Origin of the sequence: Croceicoccus naphthovorans, assembly GCF_001028705.1 — a bacterium.
Classification (GTDB): Bacteria; Pseudomonadota; Alphaproteobacteria; order Sphingomonadales; family Sphingomonadaceae; genus Croceicoccus; species Croceicoccus naphthovorans.
Map to the genome: position 1 here is coordinate 3,327,386 of NZ_CP011770.1, position 17,313 is coordinate 3,344,698.

General features: G+C 64.2%; 23 protein-coding genes. 12 read left to right on the forward strand and 11 right to left on the reverse strand.

Annotated elements, in window-relative coordinates; genetic code table 11:
- The first annotated feature begins 1 nt into the window (after position 1).
- From hemB to AB433_RS16475, 4 genes are read left to right on the forward strand one after another with little or no spacing between them, the layout of a single operon-like run.
- Entirely contained in the window at positions 2–994 is a 993-nt protein-coding gene (gene hemB / locus AB433_RS16460) for a porphobilinogen synthase (RefSeq protein ID WP_047822551.1), read from the forward strand.
- Positions 987–1,532, forward strand: coding sequence for a GNAT family N-acetyltransferase (locus tag AB433_RS16465; protein ID WP_047822553.1), 546 nt, complete (start codon positions 987–989; stop codon positions 1,530–1,532). The genes hemB and AB433_RS16465 overlap by 8 nt, the downstream gene beginning before the upstream one ends.
- Complete coding sequence (locus AB433_RS16470; RefSeq protein ID WP_047822555.1) at positions 1,533–2,114, forward strand: gamma carbonic anhydrase family protein; 582 nt, start codon at positions 1,533–1,535, stop codon at positions 2,112–2,114.
- A 3-nt stretch (positions 2,115–2,117) separates the two neighbouring features.
- Positions 2,118–2,396 carry a DUF167 domain-containing protein gene (locus AB433_RS16475; protein WP_047822557.1) on the forward strand — a complete coding sequence of 93 codons (279 nt, stop codon included), beginning with the start codon at positions 2,118–2,120 and terminating at the stop codon, positions 2,394–2,396.
- Positions 2,397–2,406: 10 nt separating this feature from the next.
- Here AB433_RS16475 and AB433_RS16480 read toward each other — a convergent pair whose 3' ends face one another.
- Positions 2,407–2,835 (reverse strand): group II truncated hemoglobin, encoded by a 429-nt coding sequence (locus AB433_RS16480; protein WP_245626696.1) that lies wholly within the window; start codon positions 2,833–2,835, stop codon positions 2,407–2,409.
- Between the two features lie 136 nt (positions 2,836–2,971).
- On the opposite strand from AB433_RS16480, the gene wecB reads away from it, so the two are divergent.
- The gene (wecB, locus tag AB433_RS16485; protein WP_169749377.1) at positions 2,972–4,090 is read left to right on the forward strand and encodes a non-hydrolyzing UDP-N-acetylglucosamine 2-epimerase; all 1,119 of its coding nucleotides are present in this window, start codon (positions 2,972–2,974) and stop codon (positions 4,088–4,090) included.
- Here wecB and AB433_RS16490 read toward each other — a convergent pair.
- A complete protein-coding gene (locus AB433_RS16490; RefSeq protein WP_047822559.1) occupies positions 4,074–5,672 on the reverse strand; it encodes a cisplatin damage response ATP-dependent DNA ligase in 1,599 nt (532 codons plus the stop codon). The genes wecB and AB433_RS16490 overlap by 17 nt on opposite strands.
- The gene (locus tag AB433_RS16495; protein ID WP_047822561.1) at positions 5,672–6,688 is read right to left on the reverse strand and encodes a ligase-associated DNA damage response exonuclease; all 1,017 of its coding nucleotides are present in this window, start codon (positions 6,686–6,688) and stop codon (positions 5,672–5,674) included. Before AB433_RS16495 ends, AB433_RS16490 begins: the two co-directional genes overlap by 1 nt.
- A gap of 100 nt (positions 6,689–6,788) precedes the next feature.
- Between AB433_RS16495 and dnaQ the strand changes: the two genes are divergently transcribed.
- The 6 genes from dnaQ to AB433_RS16525 all read left to right on the forward strand — a co-directional run bounded on the left by dnaQ (position 6,789) and on the right by AB433_RS16525 (position 10,570).
- Positions 6,789–7,490 (forward strand): DNA polymerase III subunit epsilon, encoded by a 702-nt coding sequence (gene dnaQ, locus AB433_RS16500; protein WP_047822562.1) that lies wholly within the window; start codon positions 6,789–6,791, stop codon positions 7,488–7,490.
- A 65-nt stretch (positions 7,491–7,555) separates the two neighbouring features.
- Positions 7,556–8,131 carry a ribosome hibernation-promoting factor, HPF/YfiA family gene (gene hpf, locus AB433_RS16505; protein ID WP_047822563.1) on the forward strand — a complete coding sequence of 192 codons (576 nt, stop codon included), beginning with the start codon at positions 7,556–7,558 and terminating at the stop codon, positions 8,129–8,131.
- 213 nt (positions 8,132–8,344) lie between these two features.
- A complete protein-coding gene (locus AB433_RS16510; protein WP_047822564.1) occupies positions 8,345–8,806 on the forward strand; it encodes a PTS sugar transporter subunit IIA in 462 nt (153 codons plus the stop codon).
- Between the two features lie 34 nt (positions 8,807–8,840).
- Complete coding sequence (locus AB433_RS16515) at positions 8,841–9,311, forward strand: PaaI family thioesterase (RefSeq protein WP_047822565.1); 471 nt, start codon at positions 8,841–8,843, stop codon at positions 9,309–9,311.
- Positions 9,312–9,325: 14 nt separating this feature from the next.
- Positions 9,326–9,652, forward strand: a complete 327-nt coding sequence (locus AB433_RS16520) for a DUF1491 family protein (protein WP_047822566.1) — start codon at positions 9,326–9,328, stop codon at positions 9,650–9,652.
- Positions 9,653–9,883: 231 nt separating this feature from the next.
- Positions 9,884–10,570 (forward strand): cell wall hydrolase, encoded by a 687-nt coding sequence (locus AB433_RS16525; protein WP_047822568.1) that lies wholly within the window; start codon positions 9,884–9,886, stop codon positions 10,568–10,570.
- 304 nt (positions 10,571–10,874) lie between these two features.
- On the opposite strand, the gene xth is transcribed toward AB433_RS16525, so the two are convergent.
- The 3 genes from xth to AB433_RS16540 are packed head-to-tail and all read right to left on the reverse strand — an operon-like array spanning position 10,875 to position 12,476.
- Positions 10,875–11,651, reverse strand: coding sequence for an exodeoxyribonuclease III (xth, locus tag AB433_RS16530; RefSeq protein ID WP_047822570.1), 777 nt, complete (start codon positions 11,649–11,651; stop codon positions 10,875–10,877).
- Between the two features lie 12 nt (positions 11,652–11,663).
- Positions 11,664–11,993 (reverse strand): iron-sulfur cluster insertion protein ErpA, encoded by a 330-nt coding sequence (gene erpA, locus AB433_RS16535; RefSeq protein WP_047822572.1) that lies wholly within the window; start codon positions 11,991–11,993, stop codon positions 11,664–11,666.
- 51 nt (positions 11,994–12,044) lie between these two features.
- Entirely contained in the window at positions 12,045–12,476 is a 432-nt protein-coding gene (locus AB433_RS16540; protein WP_047822574.1) for a CBS domain-containing protein, read from the reverse strand.
- A 101-nt stretch (positions 12,477–12,577) separates the two neighbouring features.
- Between AB433_RS16540 and AB433_RS16545 the strand changes: the two genes are divergently transcribed.
- Entirely contained in the window at positions 12,578–12,889 is a 312-nt protein-coding gene (locus tag AB433_RS16545) for a hypothetical protein (RefSeq protein ID WP_047824357.1), read from the forward strand.
- 91 nt (positions 12,890–12,980) lie between these two features.
- Here AB433_RS16545 and AB433_RS16550 read toward each other — a convergent pair whose 3' ends face one another.
- From AB433_RS16550 to AB433_RS16570, 5 genes are all read right to left on the reverse strand, one after another.
- A complete protein-coding gene (locus tag AB433_RS16550) occupies positions 12,981–13,895 on the reverse strand; it encodes a hypothetical protein (protein WP_156170864.1) in 915 nt (304 codons plus the stop codon).
- 151 nt (positions 13,896–14,046) lie between these two features.
- A complete protein-coding gene (locus AB433_RS16555; RefSeq protein WP_375782392.1) occupies positions 14,047–14,433 on the reverse strand; it encodes a (2Fe-2S) ferredoxin domain-containing protein in 387 nt (128 codons plus the stop codon).
- 7 nt (positions 14,434–14,440) lie between these two features.
- Positions 14,441–15,145: a DUF2497 domain-containing protein gene (locus AB433_RS21375; RefSeq protein ID WP_053059232.1), complete on the reverse strand. Its 705-nt coding sequence runs from the start codon at positions 15,143–15,145 to the stop codon at positions 14,441–14,443.
- 41 nt (positions 15,146–15,186) lie between these two features.
- Entirely contained in the window at positions 15,187–16,620 is a 1,434-nt protein-coding gene (locus AB433_RS16565; RefSeq protein WP_047822578.1) for a TolC family outer membrane protein, read from the reverse strand.
- A complete protein-coding gene (locus AB433_RS16570) occupies positions 16,620–17,279 on the reverse strand; it encodes a protein-L-isoaspartate O-methyltransferase family protein (protein WP_047822579.1) in 660 nt (219 codons plus the stop codon). The genes AB433_RS16565 and AB433_RS16570 overlap by 1 nt, the downstream gene beginning before the upstream one ends.
- Positions 17,280–17,313 lie beyond the last annotated feature (34 nt).

Consider the following 17,313-nt stretch of genomic DNA (forward strand, 5'->3'; position numbering starts at 1 on the left):
TATGAGCCAGTATCCCCATCTTCGCCTGCGCCGCACCCGTGCCACAACGTGGAGCCGCGCGCTTTACCGCGAAACCGTCCTGACCCCGGCAGACCTGATCTGGCCGCTGTTCGTGACCGAAGGGCGCGGGGTTGAGGAACCGGTCGGATCTCTGCCCGGCGTGTCGCGCTGGTCGGTGGACGCAATCGCGGACCGCGCTAGGGAAGCAGTGGCGCTGGGCATCCCGTGCGTCGCGCTGTTCCCGAATACGCCGCACGCCTTGCGCAACGAAACCGGGACGGAGGCGCACAATCCGCAGAACCTGGTGTGTACGGCCATCCGTGCGATAAAGGATGCGGTGGGCGATGATCTTGGCGTGCTGACCGATGTGGCGCTCGACCCCTATACCAGCCACGGGCAGGACGGTTTGATCGACGACAACGGCTATGTCGCCAACGACGCCACCGTCGATGCGCTGGTCGGACAGGCACTGGTGCAGGCCTCGGCGGGCGCAGACATCGTCGCCCCGTCGGACATGATGGACGGGCGCATCGGCGTGATCCGAGAGGCGCTGGAGGATCAGGGCCACCACAACGTCCAGATCATGGCCTATGCCGCGAAGTATGCCAGCGCGTTCTATGGCCCGTTCCGCGACGCGGTCGGGTCGGGCGGATTACTGAAAGGCGACAAGAAAACCTACCAGATGGACCCTGCCAACGGGGACGAGGCCCTGCGCGAGGTCGAGCTGGACTTGTTGGAAGGCGCGGACAGCGTGATGGTAAAGCCGGGCCTGCCCTACCTCGACATCGTGCGCCGCGTGCACGAGGAATTCGGCGTGCCGACTTTCGCCTATCAGGTCAGCGGTGAATACGCGATGATAGAGGCGGCGGTGGCCGCAGGCGCGGGTGAGCGAGAGCCGCTGGTCATGGAAACGCTGACCGCGTTCAAGCGCGCCGGGGCCAGCGGGGTGCTGACCTATCACGCGCCGGTCGCGGCACGGTTGATGGGTGGCTGATGCCATCGCCACGACCGCGCGGCTGATCTTGCGCAATTGGCGTCTGGGCGATCCGGCGGATTTCGCCGCGATGCACGCGATGGGCTGCGATCCCAAGGTTATGGCCACGCTCGGCCCGCTGATGACGCGGGAGCAGACCGCGGCGCTGATGGAGCGGCTGGACCAGCGCGCGCAGGAACAGGGCCGAACTTTCTGGGCCGCAGAGCGCAAGGCGGACGGGCAGGTGATCGGATTTATTGGCGGGATCCGCTCTGCCGTTCCGGCTATCGAGGGCATGCTCGAAATAGGCTGGCGGCTGGCTTGGGATGCCTGGGGCCACGGCTATGCCACGGAAGGCGCGCGGGCGACCATCGCGCACTTGCAGCGAACCGATCCGGGCGAAGCGATTTACGCGATCACCGCCACGACCAACCATCGCAGCCAGGCCGTGATGAAGCGGCTGGGCATGACTTACTGGGAAGGTCACGATTTCGACCATCCCGCGGTTCCGGCGGGCTGCCCGCTGGAAAGCCACGTAACTTACCGACTGGAGCCATAAATGACCGCCCGTGCCCCCCTTCAGCATAACGGCACCACCATCCTGCCCTACGCGGGCAAGACGCCGAAAATTCACGACAGCGCGTTTATCGCGCCCGGTTGTCGGATCATCGGCGATGTCGAGATCGGCGCCGATGTCAGCATCTGGTACAACTGCGTTATCCGTGCCGACGTCAACAAGGTGCGGATCGGTGCACGCAGCAATATTCAGGACGGCAGCGTGGTCCATTGCGACAGCCCCGACGAAGCCAACCCTGACGGTTTTCCGACAATCATCGGAGAGGACGTGCTGATCGGCCATATGGCGATGGTGCACGGTTGCGTCTTGCAGGATCGCGCCTTCGTCGGGCTCGGCTCCATCGTGATGAGCGGGGCGACCATCGAAAGCGACGGAATGCTGGCGGCGGGCGCGATGCTGACTGGCGGCAAGACCATCGGCCCGCGGCAGCTTTGGGCAGGGCGTCCGGCGAAATATATGCGCGACCTGAACGATCAACAGCTGTCGCATATGCAAACCGGCATTGCCCATTATGTCGAGAACGGACACGAGCATAAGCGGGCGGTGGACGCGCATTCGGCCTGATCCATGGCGCGGGCCAAGCCAGCGCTACCCCCGGCAGAAGCCATTCGCGCGCTGATCAGCGACGATCTGCTGCCCCTTCGCGTCACGCCGAACGCGGGGGCAGAGGCGCTGACGATAGAGAACGGCACCTTGCGTGCCCGCGTCACCGTTGTGCCAGAGGGCGGCAAGGCTAACCGCGCCGTCGTAAAGCTGGTCGCCAAGGCGCTTGGCATCGCCCCGGCGCGCGTCGAATTGGTCCGCGGAGAGACTGCGCGGGACAAGGTGTTGCGGATCGCGCTTTAGGTCGCGCCTCCTAGTTCGCTCCCATTGCCCGGGCCATCGCGGTCAGGCGTTGGCTCAGCTGGGCGGCAAGGTCTGCGCTGGGCATATCGGCCTCGGAAATCGCCTGTTTCATTGCATCGGCCCATTGGCCCGCCGTTGTCGCGTCGATGGGGAATTCGCCGTGGACCGAGAACATGCAGCGGCCCGGGTTCGCTTCGAACCAGTCGCGCGGTCCCCCGGCCCAGCCGCCCAGAAAGCTGGCCAGCGCCTCGCGCATCGGGGCAAGGTCGGCGGCGTGCATCGCGCGCAACTCGGCAAAGCGCGGTTCGCTATCCATCAGGTCGTAGAACCGGTCGACGATCCGCCGAAACGTGTCCGCCCCGCCCAGCGCCTCGTAAGGGGTTGTCGGTTCGCGCACCGTGGTCATTTCGTTCTCTTCTCCCAATTCGGTCTCATCCATGTTGGGCGATGCCCGCAAACGGTGCGACCCGCGTTGATGCCGATCAAGAATCGCGCGAAAAGTGCGAAGCGGGCTTGCAAACCCCTGTTCGGTCGAGGAAAACCGGTGGCAAGCGCGGATCAAGGGGTCGTTTTTCGTGTCAGTCCTGATCGTGGCCGGAACCCGGCCAGAGATCATAAAGCTGCTGCCGGTGGCTTTGGCCATGCGCGAACGGCGGGGCGATGCCATGCGGTTCTGCCATTCGGGCCAGCATGCCGAGATGGGCCGCGACCTGCTGGATGCGGCGGGAATTTTGCCGGAAGAGGCGCTGGACCGACCGGCGGGGAACGACATCGGGCGGTTGCTGTCGGGCATGATCACCACGATCGGCGCGGCGATAGACCGGCAGGATCCGAAAGCGGTCGTGGTGCAAGGCGATACCGCCACGACGCTGGCCGCATCGCTGGCGGCGTATCACCGCCATATCCCGATTGCGCATGTCGAGGCGGGCTTGCGATCCGGCAATCTGGCGCGCCCGTGGCCAGAGGAAGGCTATCGCCGGATGGTCACGCCGATTACCCGCTGGCACTTCGCGCCGACCGAGGCGGCGGCGACCGCCTTGCGGTGCGAGAACGTGGCCGAAGGTGCGATTGAGACCGTCGGCAATACCGTGATCGACGCGCTGCACTGGGCCTGTGCGCGGCTGGATGCCGATTCTGCGCTGGGCACAGCGGCTGGGTCGTTGATCGAGGGCGCGCAAGGCCGCCCCATCGTGCTGGCCACCGTCCACCGGCGCGAGGCGGACGAGACGGCGATGCGGCGGATCGCGGCGGGGCTGCTTTCTTTGGTCGAGAGCGAGGGCGTGCAACTGATCCTGCCGCTCCACCCCCGTTCCGAAAGCGCGCCCTTGCGCGAGCGGCTGGGCGGGGTGCCACGCGTCACGCTAACCGATCCGCTGGACTACTTCGCTTTCGTGCGCCTGATGCGCGCGGCGAGGCTGATCGTGTCGGACAGCGGCGGGATACAGGAAGAAGCGACCGCATTAGGCCGCCCGGTGCTGGTCCTGCGCGATGTGACCGAACGGCGCGAGGCGATTGCGGCGGGATCGGCACGGCTGGTGGGGTACGATGCAGAGGCGCTGCTCGCCGGAGCGCGGTGGGAACTGTCTCGCCCCATGCCCACCCCCAGCACCGTGTTCGGCGACGGGCGCGCGGCGGGGCGAATTGCCGACCGCATCCTCAATGACATATCGGGCGATCTCAATCTCGCACCATAGCTTTCAGCGTGTCGATCCGGTCCGCCTCATGCGCGGGTTTGTCGGATCGGATGCGGTGGATGCGCGGGAAACGCATGGCAAGGCCCGACTTGTGCCGCTTGCTCTCGTGAACGGAATCGAAAGCGACTTCCAGCACCAGCGACTTGTCCGTTTCCCGCACCGGGCCGAAGCGATTGACCGTGTTCTGCCGCACATGGCGGTCTAGCCATTTCAGCTCCTCGTCGGTGAATCCGAAATAGGCCTTGCCCACCGGCAGAAGGTCGGCCCCGGCATCGGGATCGCCGTCCCAGCAGCCGAAGGTGAAGTCGGAATAGAAGCTCGACCGCTTCCCGCTGCCGCGCTGCGCATACATCAGAACGCAATCGATCAGCAGCGGATCGCGCTTCCACTTGTACCACAGCCCGGTGCGCCGCCCGGCGACATAGGGCGCATCGCGGCGCTTCAGCATCACACCCTCGATCGCATCGTCGCGCGCGCCTTCGCGGATGGCGGCAAGATCGTCAAAGGTCTCGGCCTCGATCAGGCGCGACAGGTCGAACCGCTCTGGATCTAGCCGATCGATCAACGCTTCCAGATGCCCGCGCCGTTCGGCCCAGCCGAGTTCGCGCAAATCCTCGCCATCTCGCAACAGCACGTCATAGAGCCGGACAAAAGCGGGAGCCTCGCGCAGCATCTTTTTCGACACCGTCTTGCGCCCCAGCCGCTGTTGGAGCGCGTTGAAACTGGCCGCGCCGCCCTCTTCACCGCCCTGATGCGTGCCGCGCACCAGCAATTCGCCGTCCAGCACGGCGGGAAAATCCAGCGCCTCAGCCATTTCGGGGAAAGTCGCGGAAATATCGTCGCCGCTGCGGGAATAGACGCGGGTTTCACCGTTTACGTGGACCAGTTGCACCCGGATGCCGTCCCACTTCCACTCGGCGGCATAGTCGTCCATCGACACCACCGTCTCCTCCAGCGGGTGCGCCAGCATGAAGGGGCGGAACAGCGGGACGAGATCGGTGCGCGGCGGGTCCGCCCCCTCGGCGGCCCATGCAAACAGCGTGGGATAGGGCGGCTCGACCCCGTGCCAGTACTCCTCCACCTCGTCGACCGGGACATCGAACGCCTGCGCAAAAGCGACGCGTGCCAGTCGGGCCGACACCCCGATCCGCATCGCGCCGGTGGCGAATTTCAGCAGGGCATAGCGCCCGTTGGCGTCCAGCCGGTCGAGCAGCTTGGGCAATTCGGCCATCACCGTCGCGCGGGTCATGGCGTTCAGCAAGTCGACCACTTCGGACAAGCTGGGTTCGTCGCTCGGCGCTTCGCCATCAGGCGCGGGCCAGAGCAGGCTGGCAGTCTCCGCAGTGTCGCCGACGTAATCGCGGCTCAGCGTATAGAGCACCGGATCCACCCGCTCGGTCAGCAGGCCCCGGATCGTGCTCGATTTCACTGCCGGAAAATCCAATGCTCCGGTCAGGGCCGCCAGCGCCCACCCCCGGTCGGGATCGGGCGTGGTGCGCAGGTAATCCGCGATCAGGTCCAGCTTGGCATTGCGGCTGCGCGTATAAGTCAGCCGGTCGACTAGCTGCGAGAAGGCGCGCATCAGTCGTCCTCATCCTCGTACCCCACCATCGCCAGCGCCCGCGCGCGGCGCTGGTTCAGCTGGCACCAGCGGAGCAGCGCCTCTTCACGCCCGTGCGTCACCCATGTCTCGGCGGGATCGACCTCGGTTATCGTCTGGGTTAGTTCGTCCCAGTCGCAATGATCGGAAATGACGAGCGGCAGTTCGACATTCCGTTGCCGCGCGCGTTGCCGCACCCGCATCCAGCCGCTGGCCATGGCCGTAACCGGATCGGGCAGCCGCCGGCTCCACCGGTCATTCAGTGCCGAGGGCGGGCACAGCACGATCTGGCCCCGAAGTTCGTCCTTCTTGATTCCCGTCGCGCTGCGCAACTCGCCCAATGAGACGCCGAGTTCCTCATAGAGCCCGCACATCTTCTCCAGCGCGCCATGCAGATAGATCGGCGCATCGTACCCCGCCCGCCGAATTTCGCAGATGACCCGCTGCGCTTTGCCCAATGCATAGGCCCCGACGGCAACGCAGCCGTCTGGCCGCCCATCGCGCGCGTCGAGCAGTTTTTGCATTTCGCCCGCAATCGGCGGATGGCGAAACACCGGCAGGCCAAAGGTCGCCTCGGTAATGAATACGTCGCAGGGCACGACTTCGAACGGCTCGCATGTCGGGTCCGGGCGGCGCTTATAGTCGCCGGTCACGATCACCCGCTCGCCCGCATGTTCCAGCAGGACCTGTGCGCTGCCCAGCACATGCCCCGCCGGGAAATAAGTTGCCGTCACGCCGCAGCCCAGGTCCACCGGATCGCGCAGCGGCACCGCCACTTCGTCCTGCGCGCCGCCATAGCGCAGGTTCATGATCGCCAGCGTTTCCCGAGTCGCGACGACTTTGCCGTGTCCGCCGCGCGCATGATCGGCATGGCCGTGGGTGACCAGCGCGGTCTGAACCGGTTTCGACGGGTCGATCCACGCGTTGCACGGTTCCACGAAAATCCCGTGAGGATCGGGCCTTAGCCATGAAAAGTCGGGAACGGGACGATATGCCATGCCCAGTCAGAACCGCCCGGCCCGCCCGTTCGTTCCGCATACGCGCCTATCGCCGCCAACCCCCTTGCCAGAGGGCCTGTGGGGGAGCATGGTATTGCCGATGCGTGAGATCGTATTCGATACCGAAACCACCGGACTGGACCCCCGTACGGGCGACCGCATGGTCGAAATCGGCTGCATCGAAATGGTGAACCGGGTCGCCACCGGCCAGGTGTTCCACGCCTACTTCAATCCAGACCGCGATATGCCCGAAGAGGCGGAGCGCGTGCACGGTCTTTCCGCCGCTTTCCTTTCGGACAAACCGCGCTTTGTCGAAAAAGTGGCCGACCTGCTCGCCTTTATCGGCGATTCGCCGCTGGTCGCGCACAATGCCGGGTTCGACTTCAACTTCCTGAACGCCGAACTGGCCCTGTGCGAGATGGAGGCCGTGTGCCTGACCCGCATGGTCGACACCGTGCAGATCGCCAAGAAGAAGCACCCCGGCGCGAAACTGTCGCTCGATGCGCTGTGCACCCGGTATGGCGTGGACCGCAGCCACCGGACGAAGCACGGCGCGCTGCTCGATGCAGAGCTGCTGGCGCAAGTCTATGTGGAACTGACTGGTGGGCGGCAGATTGGGTTGGAGCTTGCGGTTGATAATAGCGCCGCGCCCATAGCAATCGAAACCGAAGTGGTGGTTGCGACCGCCGGACGCGAATTCCGCCCGGCTCGTCCGCACGCTGCCTCGGCCGAAGAAATTCAGCGGCACGAGGCCTTTATCGCGACGTTGAAGGACCCCATCTGGGCAAGGGGAGCAGCCTGATACCCACTTAGGCATCCGGCTCCGCTCCGCCCGCATGGGACAAGAACAGAAGAAGGAGTTTGTCGATGGATATTCGCGTTTCCGGTCACCAGGTCGAAACGGGTGCGGCGCTGCAGGAACATGCCGCAGACAGAATGAACGGCATCGTCGACAAGTACTTCAACCGGGCGCTTTCATCCTCTGTCACATTGGGCAAGGGCCCGCATGACAGCTTTACCGTAGATATCGTCACGCACGTGATGCAGGGCCTGATCGTAAAGGGCCATGCAGAGGCGCAGGACGCGCATCAGGCCGTCGACAAGGCGGCGGAGAAGATCGACAAGCAGCTGCGCCGCTACAAGCGCCGGTTGAAGGATCGCCACGAACAGGCCGAATACGCGCTGAAGGAAGAAGACGCGGCCTATACCGTCTTCGCCGCGAACGAGAACGAGGACGACGAAGACGTCATCGAGACCGACGCGCCGCCGATCGTGGCGGAAACGCGCACCAATATCCCCGAAACGTCGGTTTCCGATGCGGTGATGATGCTGGATTTGCGCGATACGCCGGCGCTGTTTTTCAAAAATGCTGGAACGGGGCGGCATAATATGGTTTACCGCCGCTCTGACGGGACGATCGGCTGGGTCGAACCGTCTAATTAACGCCCGCTAGTCGCGCCTTTTCAGGCGCGTAGGGGACCTTCCAGTGGAAGGGGCGGGCTTTTTGTCGGGCTTTGCGAATCAGGGAGAAGAGTTCGCAAGAACCGCGCCGGTGCGGGCGTTTCGCCTGTGCCGGGTGCGGTTTTCCGACGTGGTCATGGATGCGCCACAAAGGCGCGGCATGGCGCTGCAAGGCTGAGACGAACCGTAAAGAAAATGAGCGCGCTGTACCTCCTAGATCCCGCTGCTGTCGGGACCAGCAATGCATTGTCCAAATCCGAAGTGCTGGAAGCGCTGGCGGAGCGGTTTGCGCGCGTCTACGACCTCGACGCGCCCATGGTGCTTGAGGCGATGGAAGAACGCGAACGGTTGGGCTCGACCGGGTTCGGGCGCGGCGTCGCCATCCCCCATGCCCGCATTCCCGGCCTGCGTCGTCCGGTTTGCGTAGTGATGCGGCTGACCACGCCGGTCAGCTTCGATTCCGCCGATGGCCTGCCGGTAGAGATCGCCTTCGGCCTGCTCTCGCCCGATCAGTCCGGCGCGACGCATCTGCACGCGCTGGCAGCGATTTCGCGGATGTTGCGCGATGAACGCCTGCGCGACCGTTTGGCCGAAGCGCCGAACGACGAAGCCGTTTTCGCGCTGTTGAGCGAAGATTCAGGGCGCGACGCGGCTTGACGCGCGGCCCCGTCGGCCCGAAACACCGGGCCTGATGACGGACGCATCCCAGACCAAGCCCGCCAGCGGGGCCGCGCTGCACTGGCGCGCGCTCGAATCGCTCTATGCGTCGGCCCCGGTCAATTCGCTGTTTGCCTCGCGGCTGGAAATTCCGGGCGAGGGCGTGTCGCGCATTATCTTCGATGTCGACGAACGCGTGTTCCACGCGGCCGGGGCGGCGCATGGCACGATCTATTTCAAGATGCTCGACGATGCGGCGTTCTATGCGGCAAACACGATGGTGTCCGACCGTTTCTTGCTTACCACATCGTTCAACCTGCACTTTTCGCGCCCGATCAAGGGCGGCCGTGTCATTGCCGAGGGCAAGTGGGTCAGCGGCCGCCGGCGGGTCTTGGTGGGTGAGGCGCGGCTGATCGACGAAGAGGGTGAGGAAGTGGGCCGCGGCACCGGCACCTTCATGCGATCGCAAATCGCGCTGTCGGGACTGCCCGGCTATCGGCCCTGAAGGATTCGGGGCTGATGGATTCCCGTCTTCCGGCGCATCTGGAGGTTTCTGCCCTGATTCGCGCATGTGAGGCGGCAGGGGGCTTTGCCACAATCGTTAAAAAAGGCGAAAAAGACGCTGGGACGATTTTAATCGTTGCGTGCGAAAAGGGCTGCGATTCAAAGCTTTATGAGCGGATGCCGACGCTGGATGGCGACCGGAAATGGACCGTGGCAAAGGCGCAAGAATCCGATAAGCCACTGGAATTCAGCGATTATCTGGAAAGGCGTGGGCGGCAGGACAGTGACTGCTGGATCGTGGAGCTGGATGTCGCAAATGCGCAACAGCTCATCGCGGGATAGCCAAAGGTTAAGGTTACCCCGGTTGACACTTTTCCGCCACAATTGCACAGGGCGCGGCAGATTACGGGCGTAGGCAGTTGCCTGCATGCAATCGGGCATGCGCAACGAGCGCGCAGACGGGGATCGACCGGCAGTGTCGATCCGGGGAACGCGTAAGGGCAGTCGGGATCGGCCGCTCGTTCCCCGGAAGCGCATTGCGACTGGGCGATAACCGCACTTGAACGTACAAGTATGAGCCGCAAGGTACGAAGCGCCAGCGCGCTGTCGCTGGTCGCGACCCTCGGGGTCATCCTGCTGGGAACGGACGGTTCCAGCGCATTTGCACAAGCCGGGCAAGTTGCAACCGTTGCAAGCCCCGCCCCGAGCCAGATTGTCGCGGAAACCACCGTTGCAGCCGTAGAGGTTCCGGTCGCTCCGCAGACCAAATTCATTTCGCAGGCCGTGGTGCAGCCCGTTCCGGAAACGCCGGAGCCGGTGATTTCCCCAATGGACTCTCAGGCAGCCTCGTTAGCCGAACTGGTTGCAGAGCAGCCGGTTCCGGGCAAACTCGACGAACAGTTGCAGTGCCTCGCCGGGGCGATCTATTTCGAATCGAAGGGCGAGCCGCTGGACGGCCAGCTGGCCGTGGGCCGCGTGATCGTCGCGCGTGCCGAATCGGGCCGTTTCCCGTCGAGCTATTGCGGCGTCGTTTATCAGCGGTCGCAGTTCTCATTCGTCCGCGGCGGCCGCATGCCGGCGATCAACAAGGCCAGCCGCGCATGGCAGCGGGCCAAGAAGATCGCGATGATCGCGCACGACGGCATGTGGGACAGCCCGGCAGAGGGGGCGCTGTTCTTTCACGCCCGCTATGTCAGCCCGCGGTGGAAGAATTCGATGACTCGTCTGGCACGCATCGACAATCATATTTTTTACCGCTAAGGGCGCGTTTTGGAACGCTGACGCGCAATCCCCCCAACGTGCGCGCGGAAGCGGAAAGGCCGCCGGATCCCCCATCCGGCGGCCTTTCGTTTTTCTGGTGGCCCGATTTTGCCGTGATGCGGCGTTGCTCGTCGCTTACGATGCGACACATCGCTGCGCTCCTCGCGCCTAGCCTCACGACAAAATCGAACCACCAGTGTCTGGGTGCTTCTTCCGCATGGCGGCGCCGCTCCTCCGGTCACGATGTAAAACATCGCTCCTAGCCCGGCGAAAAAATCCCTCCGCCAAAGCCGTCAAAGCCGGCTTAGTCCTTGATTTCTATCCAGACCGGGACGTGGTCGCTGGCTTTCTCGCGGCCTCGGTATTCCTTGTCGATGCCGGTGGCGATCAGGCGGTCGGCCAGCGTTGGCGACAGTAGGGCGTGGTCGATGCGAAAGCCGTGATCGCGTTGCCAGGCGCCTGCCTGATAATCCCAGAACGTCCACATCCCGCCACGCGGATGGTGCAGGTCTATCGCATCGGTCCAGCCGTCGTGGATCAGGCGGAAATAGGCGTCGCGTGATTCGGGCTGCATCAGCGCGTCCGATGCCATCGCCTTGGGCGACCAGACGTCCTTGTCCTCTGGAATGACGTTGTAGTCGCCGATGACGACCGCCGGTATTTCCGCCTCCAGCAGCTCCGTCATGCGGGTGCGCAGCCGCTGCATCCAGTTCAGCTTGTAGTCGAACTTCGGCCCCGGCACCGGATTGCCGTTGGGCAGGTAGATGCACACCACCCGCACGCCGTTCACGTCGGCCTCTATATAGCGGCTGTGCGTATCCTCGTCGTCACCGGGAAGGCCGCGCAGCACCTCGTGCGGCGTTTCCTCGCCCCGTTGCAGCACGGCGACGCCGTTGAAGCCCTTTTGCCCGTGCCAGATCGCGCGATAGCCAACCTCGTGAAAGGCGTCGCCGGGGAAGGTCTCGTCGCTGGACTTGATCTCTTGTAGACAGGCAACGTCGGGTTTCGTTTCGTCCAGCCATTCCAGCAGGCGCGGCATGCGCGCCTTCACGCCGTTGATGTTGAAGCTGGCAATCCGCAAAGGTTCGGCCCGTCAGATCGCGAAGCTGGAGCCGCAGCCGCAGCCGGCGGCGGCGTTGGGATTTTCGACACGGAACGAAGCCCCGCCCAGCGATTCTACATAATCGACGATGCTGCCCCGCACGAGGTCGAGGCTGATCGCATCGACCACCAGCTTCACGCCGTCGGTCTCTACCACCGTGTCGTCATCCTCCACGCCCTTGGCGAGGTCGAACTTGTACTGAAAGCCGGAGCAGCCGCCCCCTTCCACCGCAAGGCGCAGCGCGGGGTCGCAGCCTTGGTTCTGCGCGATCTTGGCCACGCGGGACGCGGCGCTGGGGCTTAGGGAGATGGCTTGGTCCATGTGCTTCCAGATAGGGTGCGCCGCCGCGTCGGGCAAGCGGTGCGGGCCGGTTCAGGCCGAATGAATATAGTCGCGCAGCGCCTGGGCTTCGGACTCGATCTCGTCGATGCGGGCCTTTACCAGATCGCCGATCGACACGAAATCGACCATCCGCTGCCCATCGACCACCGGCAGGTGGCGAATGCGGCGGCGGGTCATCAGCGCCAGTGCCTGATTTTCGCTGGTATCGGCGCTGACCGTCACGGCGGGGCTGGTCATCACTTTGGCCATGTTGAGGTCCAGCGCCTCTGCGCCGTGCACTTCCAGACAGCGGATCACGTCGCGTTCGGAAAACACGCCGACGACGCGGCCTTCACCGTCCACCACGGGCATCGCGCCGATGCGCCGTTCGGTCAGCAACCGGATCGCCTCGCGCACCAGCGTATCTTCACGGCAAGTGACGATATCGACGTTGCGGCCCGAAATGATCCTCGCGATGCTCATGTCCCATGTCTCCCGTGCGCTTGCGGCCCTTTGGCGGGTATCATGCCAGATGTGCCGCCGACTTGCCAGCGGCGGCGGTTGGGCGCATGGGTGCGCGCGTCATGGCAAATCGATCCCCCCTCGACGATCCCGACAATGCGGCGCACGCATGGGCGCGCTATCGCTGGCTGATGAAGCTGATGTTCGGGCTGACCAGCGTGACCGTGCTGATCGCGATGGCGTTCCTGTACTGGCGCAACGGACTGGTCTCGATCCACCTCTACATCGCGACCGGGCTGGGCGTGACGGCGGCAATGATGCTGATGGCGGCGCTGATGGGCCTGGTCTTCCTGTCGAGCGGGACCGGCCACGACGAGGCGATCGACGACCGTCTGGGCGACGAGGCGAAGAGCGCCTGGAAGGATATCGAGTAGGGGTTGCTGGCCAAGACGAAATGTCTGGTTTCGGGGATGCTAGACGTTCAGGCGTATGTCAGAATGGGTGGGTAGTTGACGTCTGCCGACCCTACCCGTTTGTCACTTCAATCCGGGCAAACAAGCCTTTTGCCTTTGCATCCGGAATTTCCGCGACGATGCCGTATTCGCCTTCTTCTAGGTCAACTTTAAAATAGGCAGTCGATCCCTCCGGCATGTCGTGGATACCACCAACAAACTTCGCAGGGGCAGGGGTTTGCTGCCCATCGACTGGAAAGAAGTCGGGCCAGCGCGCCGCTGCCTCTACGTCGGTATCCGGGTCGATGCGGAAGATATGCGCGTCATGGCCGACGAAATTGTTGTAAAGCTGCTGCTCGTCGAAATTGATGCGCACTGAGTTTTCGCCAATGACGAAAGCGCCATCGATAATTTCGTAGCCCGCGTTCGAGACTGATAGCGTCACGTTGGAATCAGGCTCTTCCATTCCGCCAGCTTCAGGCAAGACCGTTAGCGGTAAAACCATGCCGCGCTCTCCGGGCACCGGATTATAATTGTGCTGTACCCCGTCCGATTTGACATAGCATTCGACGATGTAATTTCCCGGCTCCAGATACATCGTCGCTTCACCGGTAACGCCATTCGACATCATTCCCGGTCCGCCGAGATATTCAATGTCGCCCATCCATCCCGGGAAAGTTGAGGCAATTCGCGTCGCCTTTTCGATATCTCCTTCAATACTGGCGGTCAGACTGGCCTGGATCGGTCGAACTAATTGCTCGTCCAGCATTTCGGCAGTCACGCCTTCGGGCAGGCGATAGAGCAGGCCGTGATGGGTCATACCGCCATCATTTGTAATCCGCACCGTCGTCCAGCCGGACTTGATCGTATTGGGACCGACGAACGACAGCCCCTCCACTTTGAGATTAAGAATATTTTGAGGCGGCTCAGGGTTTTCCGGAGGTTGCGCGCCGCATGCCGACAACCCCAACGCCGCAGCCATTGCCATCAAACACTGCTTCACCGTGCACGCCCCCATGTGATTAGGCTCGACACGAATTGGAACAGATTGATCGTGTGAATGCAAATAAGGGCGGAAGACGACTTCAGATTCTCTAAATGCTCGCAATCGGGGTTCTGCAACCCGCAAATCCCGACAGCTAGCTTTCCCCCTCAACCGTCAGCCGATACTCCTCCACTGGCACGCCGCCGATCAGGTGTTCGTCGATGATGCGGTCCAGCACTTCGGGTTTGCACGAATGGTACCAGACCCCGTCGGGGTAGACGACCGCAAGCGGCCCCGCGACGCAGAGGCGCAGGCAGTTCGCCTTGGTCCGCATGACCCCGCCCGACCGGTCCAGCCCCAGTTCGGCAAGGCGTTTCTTCAGGTGGTCCCAGCTTTCGAGGCCGACCTTTTTCGGACAGCACTTGGGCTTCGTCTGATCGGCGCAGAGGAAGATGTGGCGCGTGAATTCCGCGCCGCCGCCCATGACCTTTAGTTCGGCGCGGGCGCGTTTTACCTTTTCAGGGCCTGTCGTCTTGACCATCTGCGTGTCAGCGCCGCCCGGTGATCCGCGCGATTTCGTCCTGAACCATGCGTTCGATAATCCCGGTCAGGTTGGCGTCGAGCCATTCCTTCAGCATCGGGCGCAGCATGTCGCGGACCATGTCCTCCAGCGGATTGGCCGGGGCGGCAGGCGCGGGCGCGGCGGCATGGGCCGAAAGCGAGGCCAGCTGCGCACGCATCGCGGTCGCGGCGGCGGTGGCGATCAGGCCCTCCGGTTCCGGCGCCGGTTCGGGATCGGGCTCCGGTTTGGGATTGGGTTCCGGTTCGGGCTGGGGCGCAACCTCGGCGACTGGCTCAGGCTCAAACGCAGGCTCCGGTTCGGTGTCAGGCGCTTCGAACACCGGCTCGGCCGACATGTCTTCGGCAAACCCCTTCGGCCCTTCAACAAACGGCTCTTCCTGAGCCTCATCAAAGTCGTCCTGCGCCGCGGCGAAGGCGGCGGGCAGGCTCACCGGCTCTGCATCGACCGTATCGGCCCCGCCAAGGTCGTAGACATCATCCTGCGCCGGTTGCTCGTTCGCGGGCACGGGCCGCGCGGGCGGGGCGTGGAGCGGGTTGCGCGTGAACGGGCTGCCGCCAGACAGGCTGGGCAGCGGGCCGGGGCCGGATGATCCCGCCTCATCCTCACGCGAAATAACCTGCTTGATCGAGCGAAGGATGTCTTCGACCGAAGGTTCCCCGTCCTTGTTCACCTAAACGGCTCCCGTCATTGCGGATGCCGGGCAACTCGGCATCACTCGCGCGAAATCTCAGCGTTTTGTGCCGGTGTGTCAACGGTCCGGGTCGACTGGGCCACAGGGTCCGGTTCGAACCGCCAGTCGTTCCAAGACCCCTTCACGCTGTCATAGTGCGCGACCGGGTCGTAGAGCGGGCCGACGTCGAAGTTCAGGTCCTCCGCCTCTGCCATGCCCATTGCGGCGAGCAGCGAGAATCCCGCGACGTAAGCGTTGCGCTGCGCGGTCACCAGCTGCACCTGCGCCGACAGCAATTCGCGTTCGGCATCGAGGATGTCGAGGATCGTGCGGTTGCCCACGGTATTTTCCGCCCGCACGCCTTCAAGGCTGAGCGAAGCGGCGGATACGGCAGTTGTCGTCGCGGTGATCGTTTCCTGCGAAGCCTGCCACGAGGAATAGGCCGAGCGGACTTGCGCGATGACGGACCGTTCGACCGCGATCTCGGTCTCCAGCGCAGAGGCGGAGCGTGCCTGTGCCTGCCGTTCGAGCGCGGCGGGCCGACCGCCTTGAAACAGCGGGACCGATAGCGTCACGCCCAATTGGCTGGCCCTGCGGCCTCCATTGGTTCCGGGCAGTGGCGAGCTGCCCAGCGGATCGTTGTAATCGGTGCTGGCGCCTGCGAATACGCTGGGCAAACGGGTCGAACCGGCAACTTCTATGTCATAGCGCGATGCCTGGCTGCGTTCCTTGGCGGCGATCAGGTCGGGGTTGTTTACCAGCGCGACCGCAACCGCCTCTTCCGGGCTGGCGGGCAAATTCGGCAAGGGCGGCGGCGGGGCCAGATTTTCCGGCGGCTGACCGACCAGCTGAATATAGCGTTCGCGGCTGCCGATCAGGTTGGACCGGGCGGCCAGCAGGTCGCTTTCGGCCAGCGCGCGCCGCGAATCGGATTGGGCGACATCGGTTCGGGTCAGGTCGCCAATCTCGAACCGGTCGCGCGTTGCCTGCAGGTTTACGCCGAGCGCGTCTACGTTCTGGATGTTCAGCTGCACGACGGACGCATCGCGGATCACGTCCATGTAGGCCGCCACCGTCTGCGTGAAGACCGACGATTCGGTGGCCTTCAGGTCGGCGCGGCCCGCCTGCACGCGTTCTTTTGCCGCGCGGATCGAATTCTTGACGCGCCCGCCCTGATAGATCGGTACGGTCAGGTCGATGCCAGCGGCCAGACCGCGGTCGGGCGAGGTGAAGTCGTTGCTAGCCTTGTCGATATATTCGACATAGTTGGCCGTTGCGCCGACATCGGGCAGGCCGTCCGCCTTCTCGATCGGCACATTTTCGTCCACCCCGCGCAGGTCCGCGCGGGCGGACTGGATCGTGGGGTTGGTCTGATAGGTCAGCGCCAGCGCTTCCTGCAGCGTATCGGCCAGCGCCGCGCCCGGAACGGTCAGGGCGGCACCGGCCAGAAGCGCGGCACCCAGTCGGCGTTTCATCAAAAGCTCCAGCCCTTGGGCGCGGCGAAGTCGGTCAGAATCGGCAGGCCCATCTCGATCAGCGGCAGCAGCGCGACGGATTTGTCCACCTTGCGGCCCACGGCGATGCTGGTCACGCCGCGAACCACGGTGCCGGTGACGATGCGGCCATCGTCGGCCAGTTGCGTGGCCAGCGCGGCGGGCACGGTTTCCACCGCGCCGTCGATAACGATCAGGTCGTAGGGTCCGCCCTTTTTCCAACCGCCGGTCAGCGCGCCCGAATGCCAGTTTCCGGCCTTGCTGCCTTCGCTGCCCGAAAGGCGCGCATCGCTTTCCACCACGTCGAGCGAGGCGACCAGCGGCGCCAGCACGGCGGCGAGATAGCCGGTGCCGCCCGCGATCAGCAGGGCCTTGTCGGTGGCCTTGGGCTTCGCCTCGGTCAGCAGGCGTGCCTGGGAAAGCGGCGCGGTCAGCGCGCGGCCTTCGCCCAGCGGCAGCGAACGGTCGACATAGGCGACGGCGCGTTGATCCGCGGCGACATAGTCTTCACGCGCCACGCGCATAAACGCATCGATCAGCGTCAGGTCGTTCACGCCGCTGGGGCGCAGCTGGCTGTCGATCATCGCGCGGCGGGCGCGGGTGAAATCTTCGGAAGCGGAGGGAGCGGCAGCGGTTGCCATCGCCGGAATTCCTTCTTGCGGGCAGCGGCACCGG

What these genes read in the sequence shown, in the direction of transcription:
- hemB (WP_047822551.1), top strand. Translation starts at nt 2, where the DNA reads ATGAGCCAGTATCCCCATCTTCGCCTGCGCCGCACCCGTGCCACAACG.
- AB433_RS16470 (WP_047822555.1), top strand. Translation starts at nt 1,533, where the DNA reads ATGACCGCCCGTGCCCCCCTTCAGCATAACGGCACCACCATCCTGCCC.
- AB433_RS16475 (WP_047822557.1), top strand. Translation starts at nt 2,118, where the DNA reads ATGGCGCGGGCCAAGCCAGCGCTACCCCCGGCAGAAGCCATTCGCGCG.
- AB433_RS16480 (WP_245626696.1), bottom strand. Translation starts at nt 2,835, where the DNA reads ATGGATGAGACCGAATTGGGAGAAGAGAACGAAATGACCACGGTGCGC.
- AB433_RS16490 (WP_047822559.1), bottom strand. Translation starts at nt 5,672, where the DNA reads ATGCGCGCCTTCTCGCAGCTAGTCGACCGGCTGACTTATACGCGCAGC.
- AB433_RS16495 (WP_047822561.1), bottom strand. Translation starts at nt 6,688, where the DNA reads ATGGCATATCGTCCCGTTCCCGACTTTTCATGGCTAAGGCCCGATCCT.
- dnaQ (WP_047822562.1), top strand. Translation starts at nt 6,789, where the DNA reads ATGCGTGAGATCGTATTCGATACCGAAACCACCGGACTGGACCCCCGT.
- hpf (WP_047822563.1), top strand. Translation starts at nt 7,556, where the DNA reads ATGGATATTCGCGTTTCCGGTCACCAGGTCGAAACGGGTGCGGCGCTG.
- AB433_RS16510 (WP_047822564.1), top strand. Translation starts at nt 8,345, where the DNA reads ATGAGCGCGCTGTACCTCCTAGATCCCGCTGCTGTCGGGACCAGCAAT.
- AB433_RS16515 (WP_047822565.1), top strand. Translation starts at nt 8,841, where the DNA reads ATGACGGACGCATCCCAGACCAAGCCCGCCAGCGGGGCCGCGCTGCAC.
- AB433_RS16520 (WP_047822566.1), top strand. Translation starts at nt 9,326, where the DNA reads ATGGATTCCCGTCTTCCGGCGCATCTGGAGGTTTCTGCCCTGATTCGC.
- AB433_RS16525 (WP_047822568.1), top strand. Translation starts at nt 9,884, where the DNA reads ATGAGCCGCAAGGTACGAAGCGCCAGCGCGCTGTCGCTGGTCGCGACC.
- erpA (WP_047822572.1), bottom strand. Translation starts at nt 11,993, where the DNA reads ATGGACCAAGCCATCTCCCTAAGCCCCAGCGCCGCGTCCCGCGTGGCC.
- AB433_RS16540 (WP_047822574.1), bottom strand. Translation starts at nt 12,476, where the DNA reads ATGAGCATCGCGAGGATCATTTCGGGCCGCAACGTCGATATCGTCACT.
- AB433_RS16545 (WP_047824357.1), top strand. Translation starts at nt 12,578, where the DNA reads ATGGCAAATCGATCCCCCCTCGACGATCCCGACAATGCGGCGCACGCA.
- AB433_RS16550 (WP_156170864.1), bottom strand. Translation starts at nt 13,895, where the DNA reads ATGGCAATGGCTGCGGCGTTGGGGTTGTCGGCATGCGGCGCGCAACCT.
- AB433_RS16555 (WP_375782392.1), bottom strand. Translation starts at nt 14,433, where the DNA reads ATGGTCAAGACGACAGGCCCTGAAAAGGTAAAACGCGCCCGCGCCGAA.
- AB433_RS16565 (WP_047822578.1), bottom strand. Translation starts at nt 16,620, where the DNA reads ATGAAACGCCGACTGGGTGCCGCGCTTCTGGCCGGTGCCGCCCTGACC.
- AB433_RS16570 (WP_047822579.1), bottom strand. Translation starts at nt 17,279, where the DNA reads ATGGCAACCGCTGCCGCTCCCTCCGCTTCCGAAGATTTCACCCGCGCC.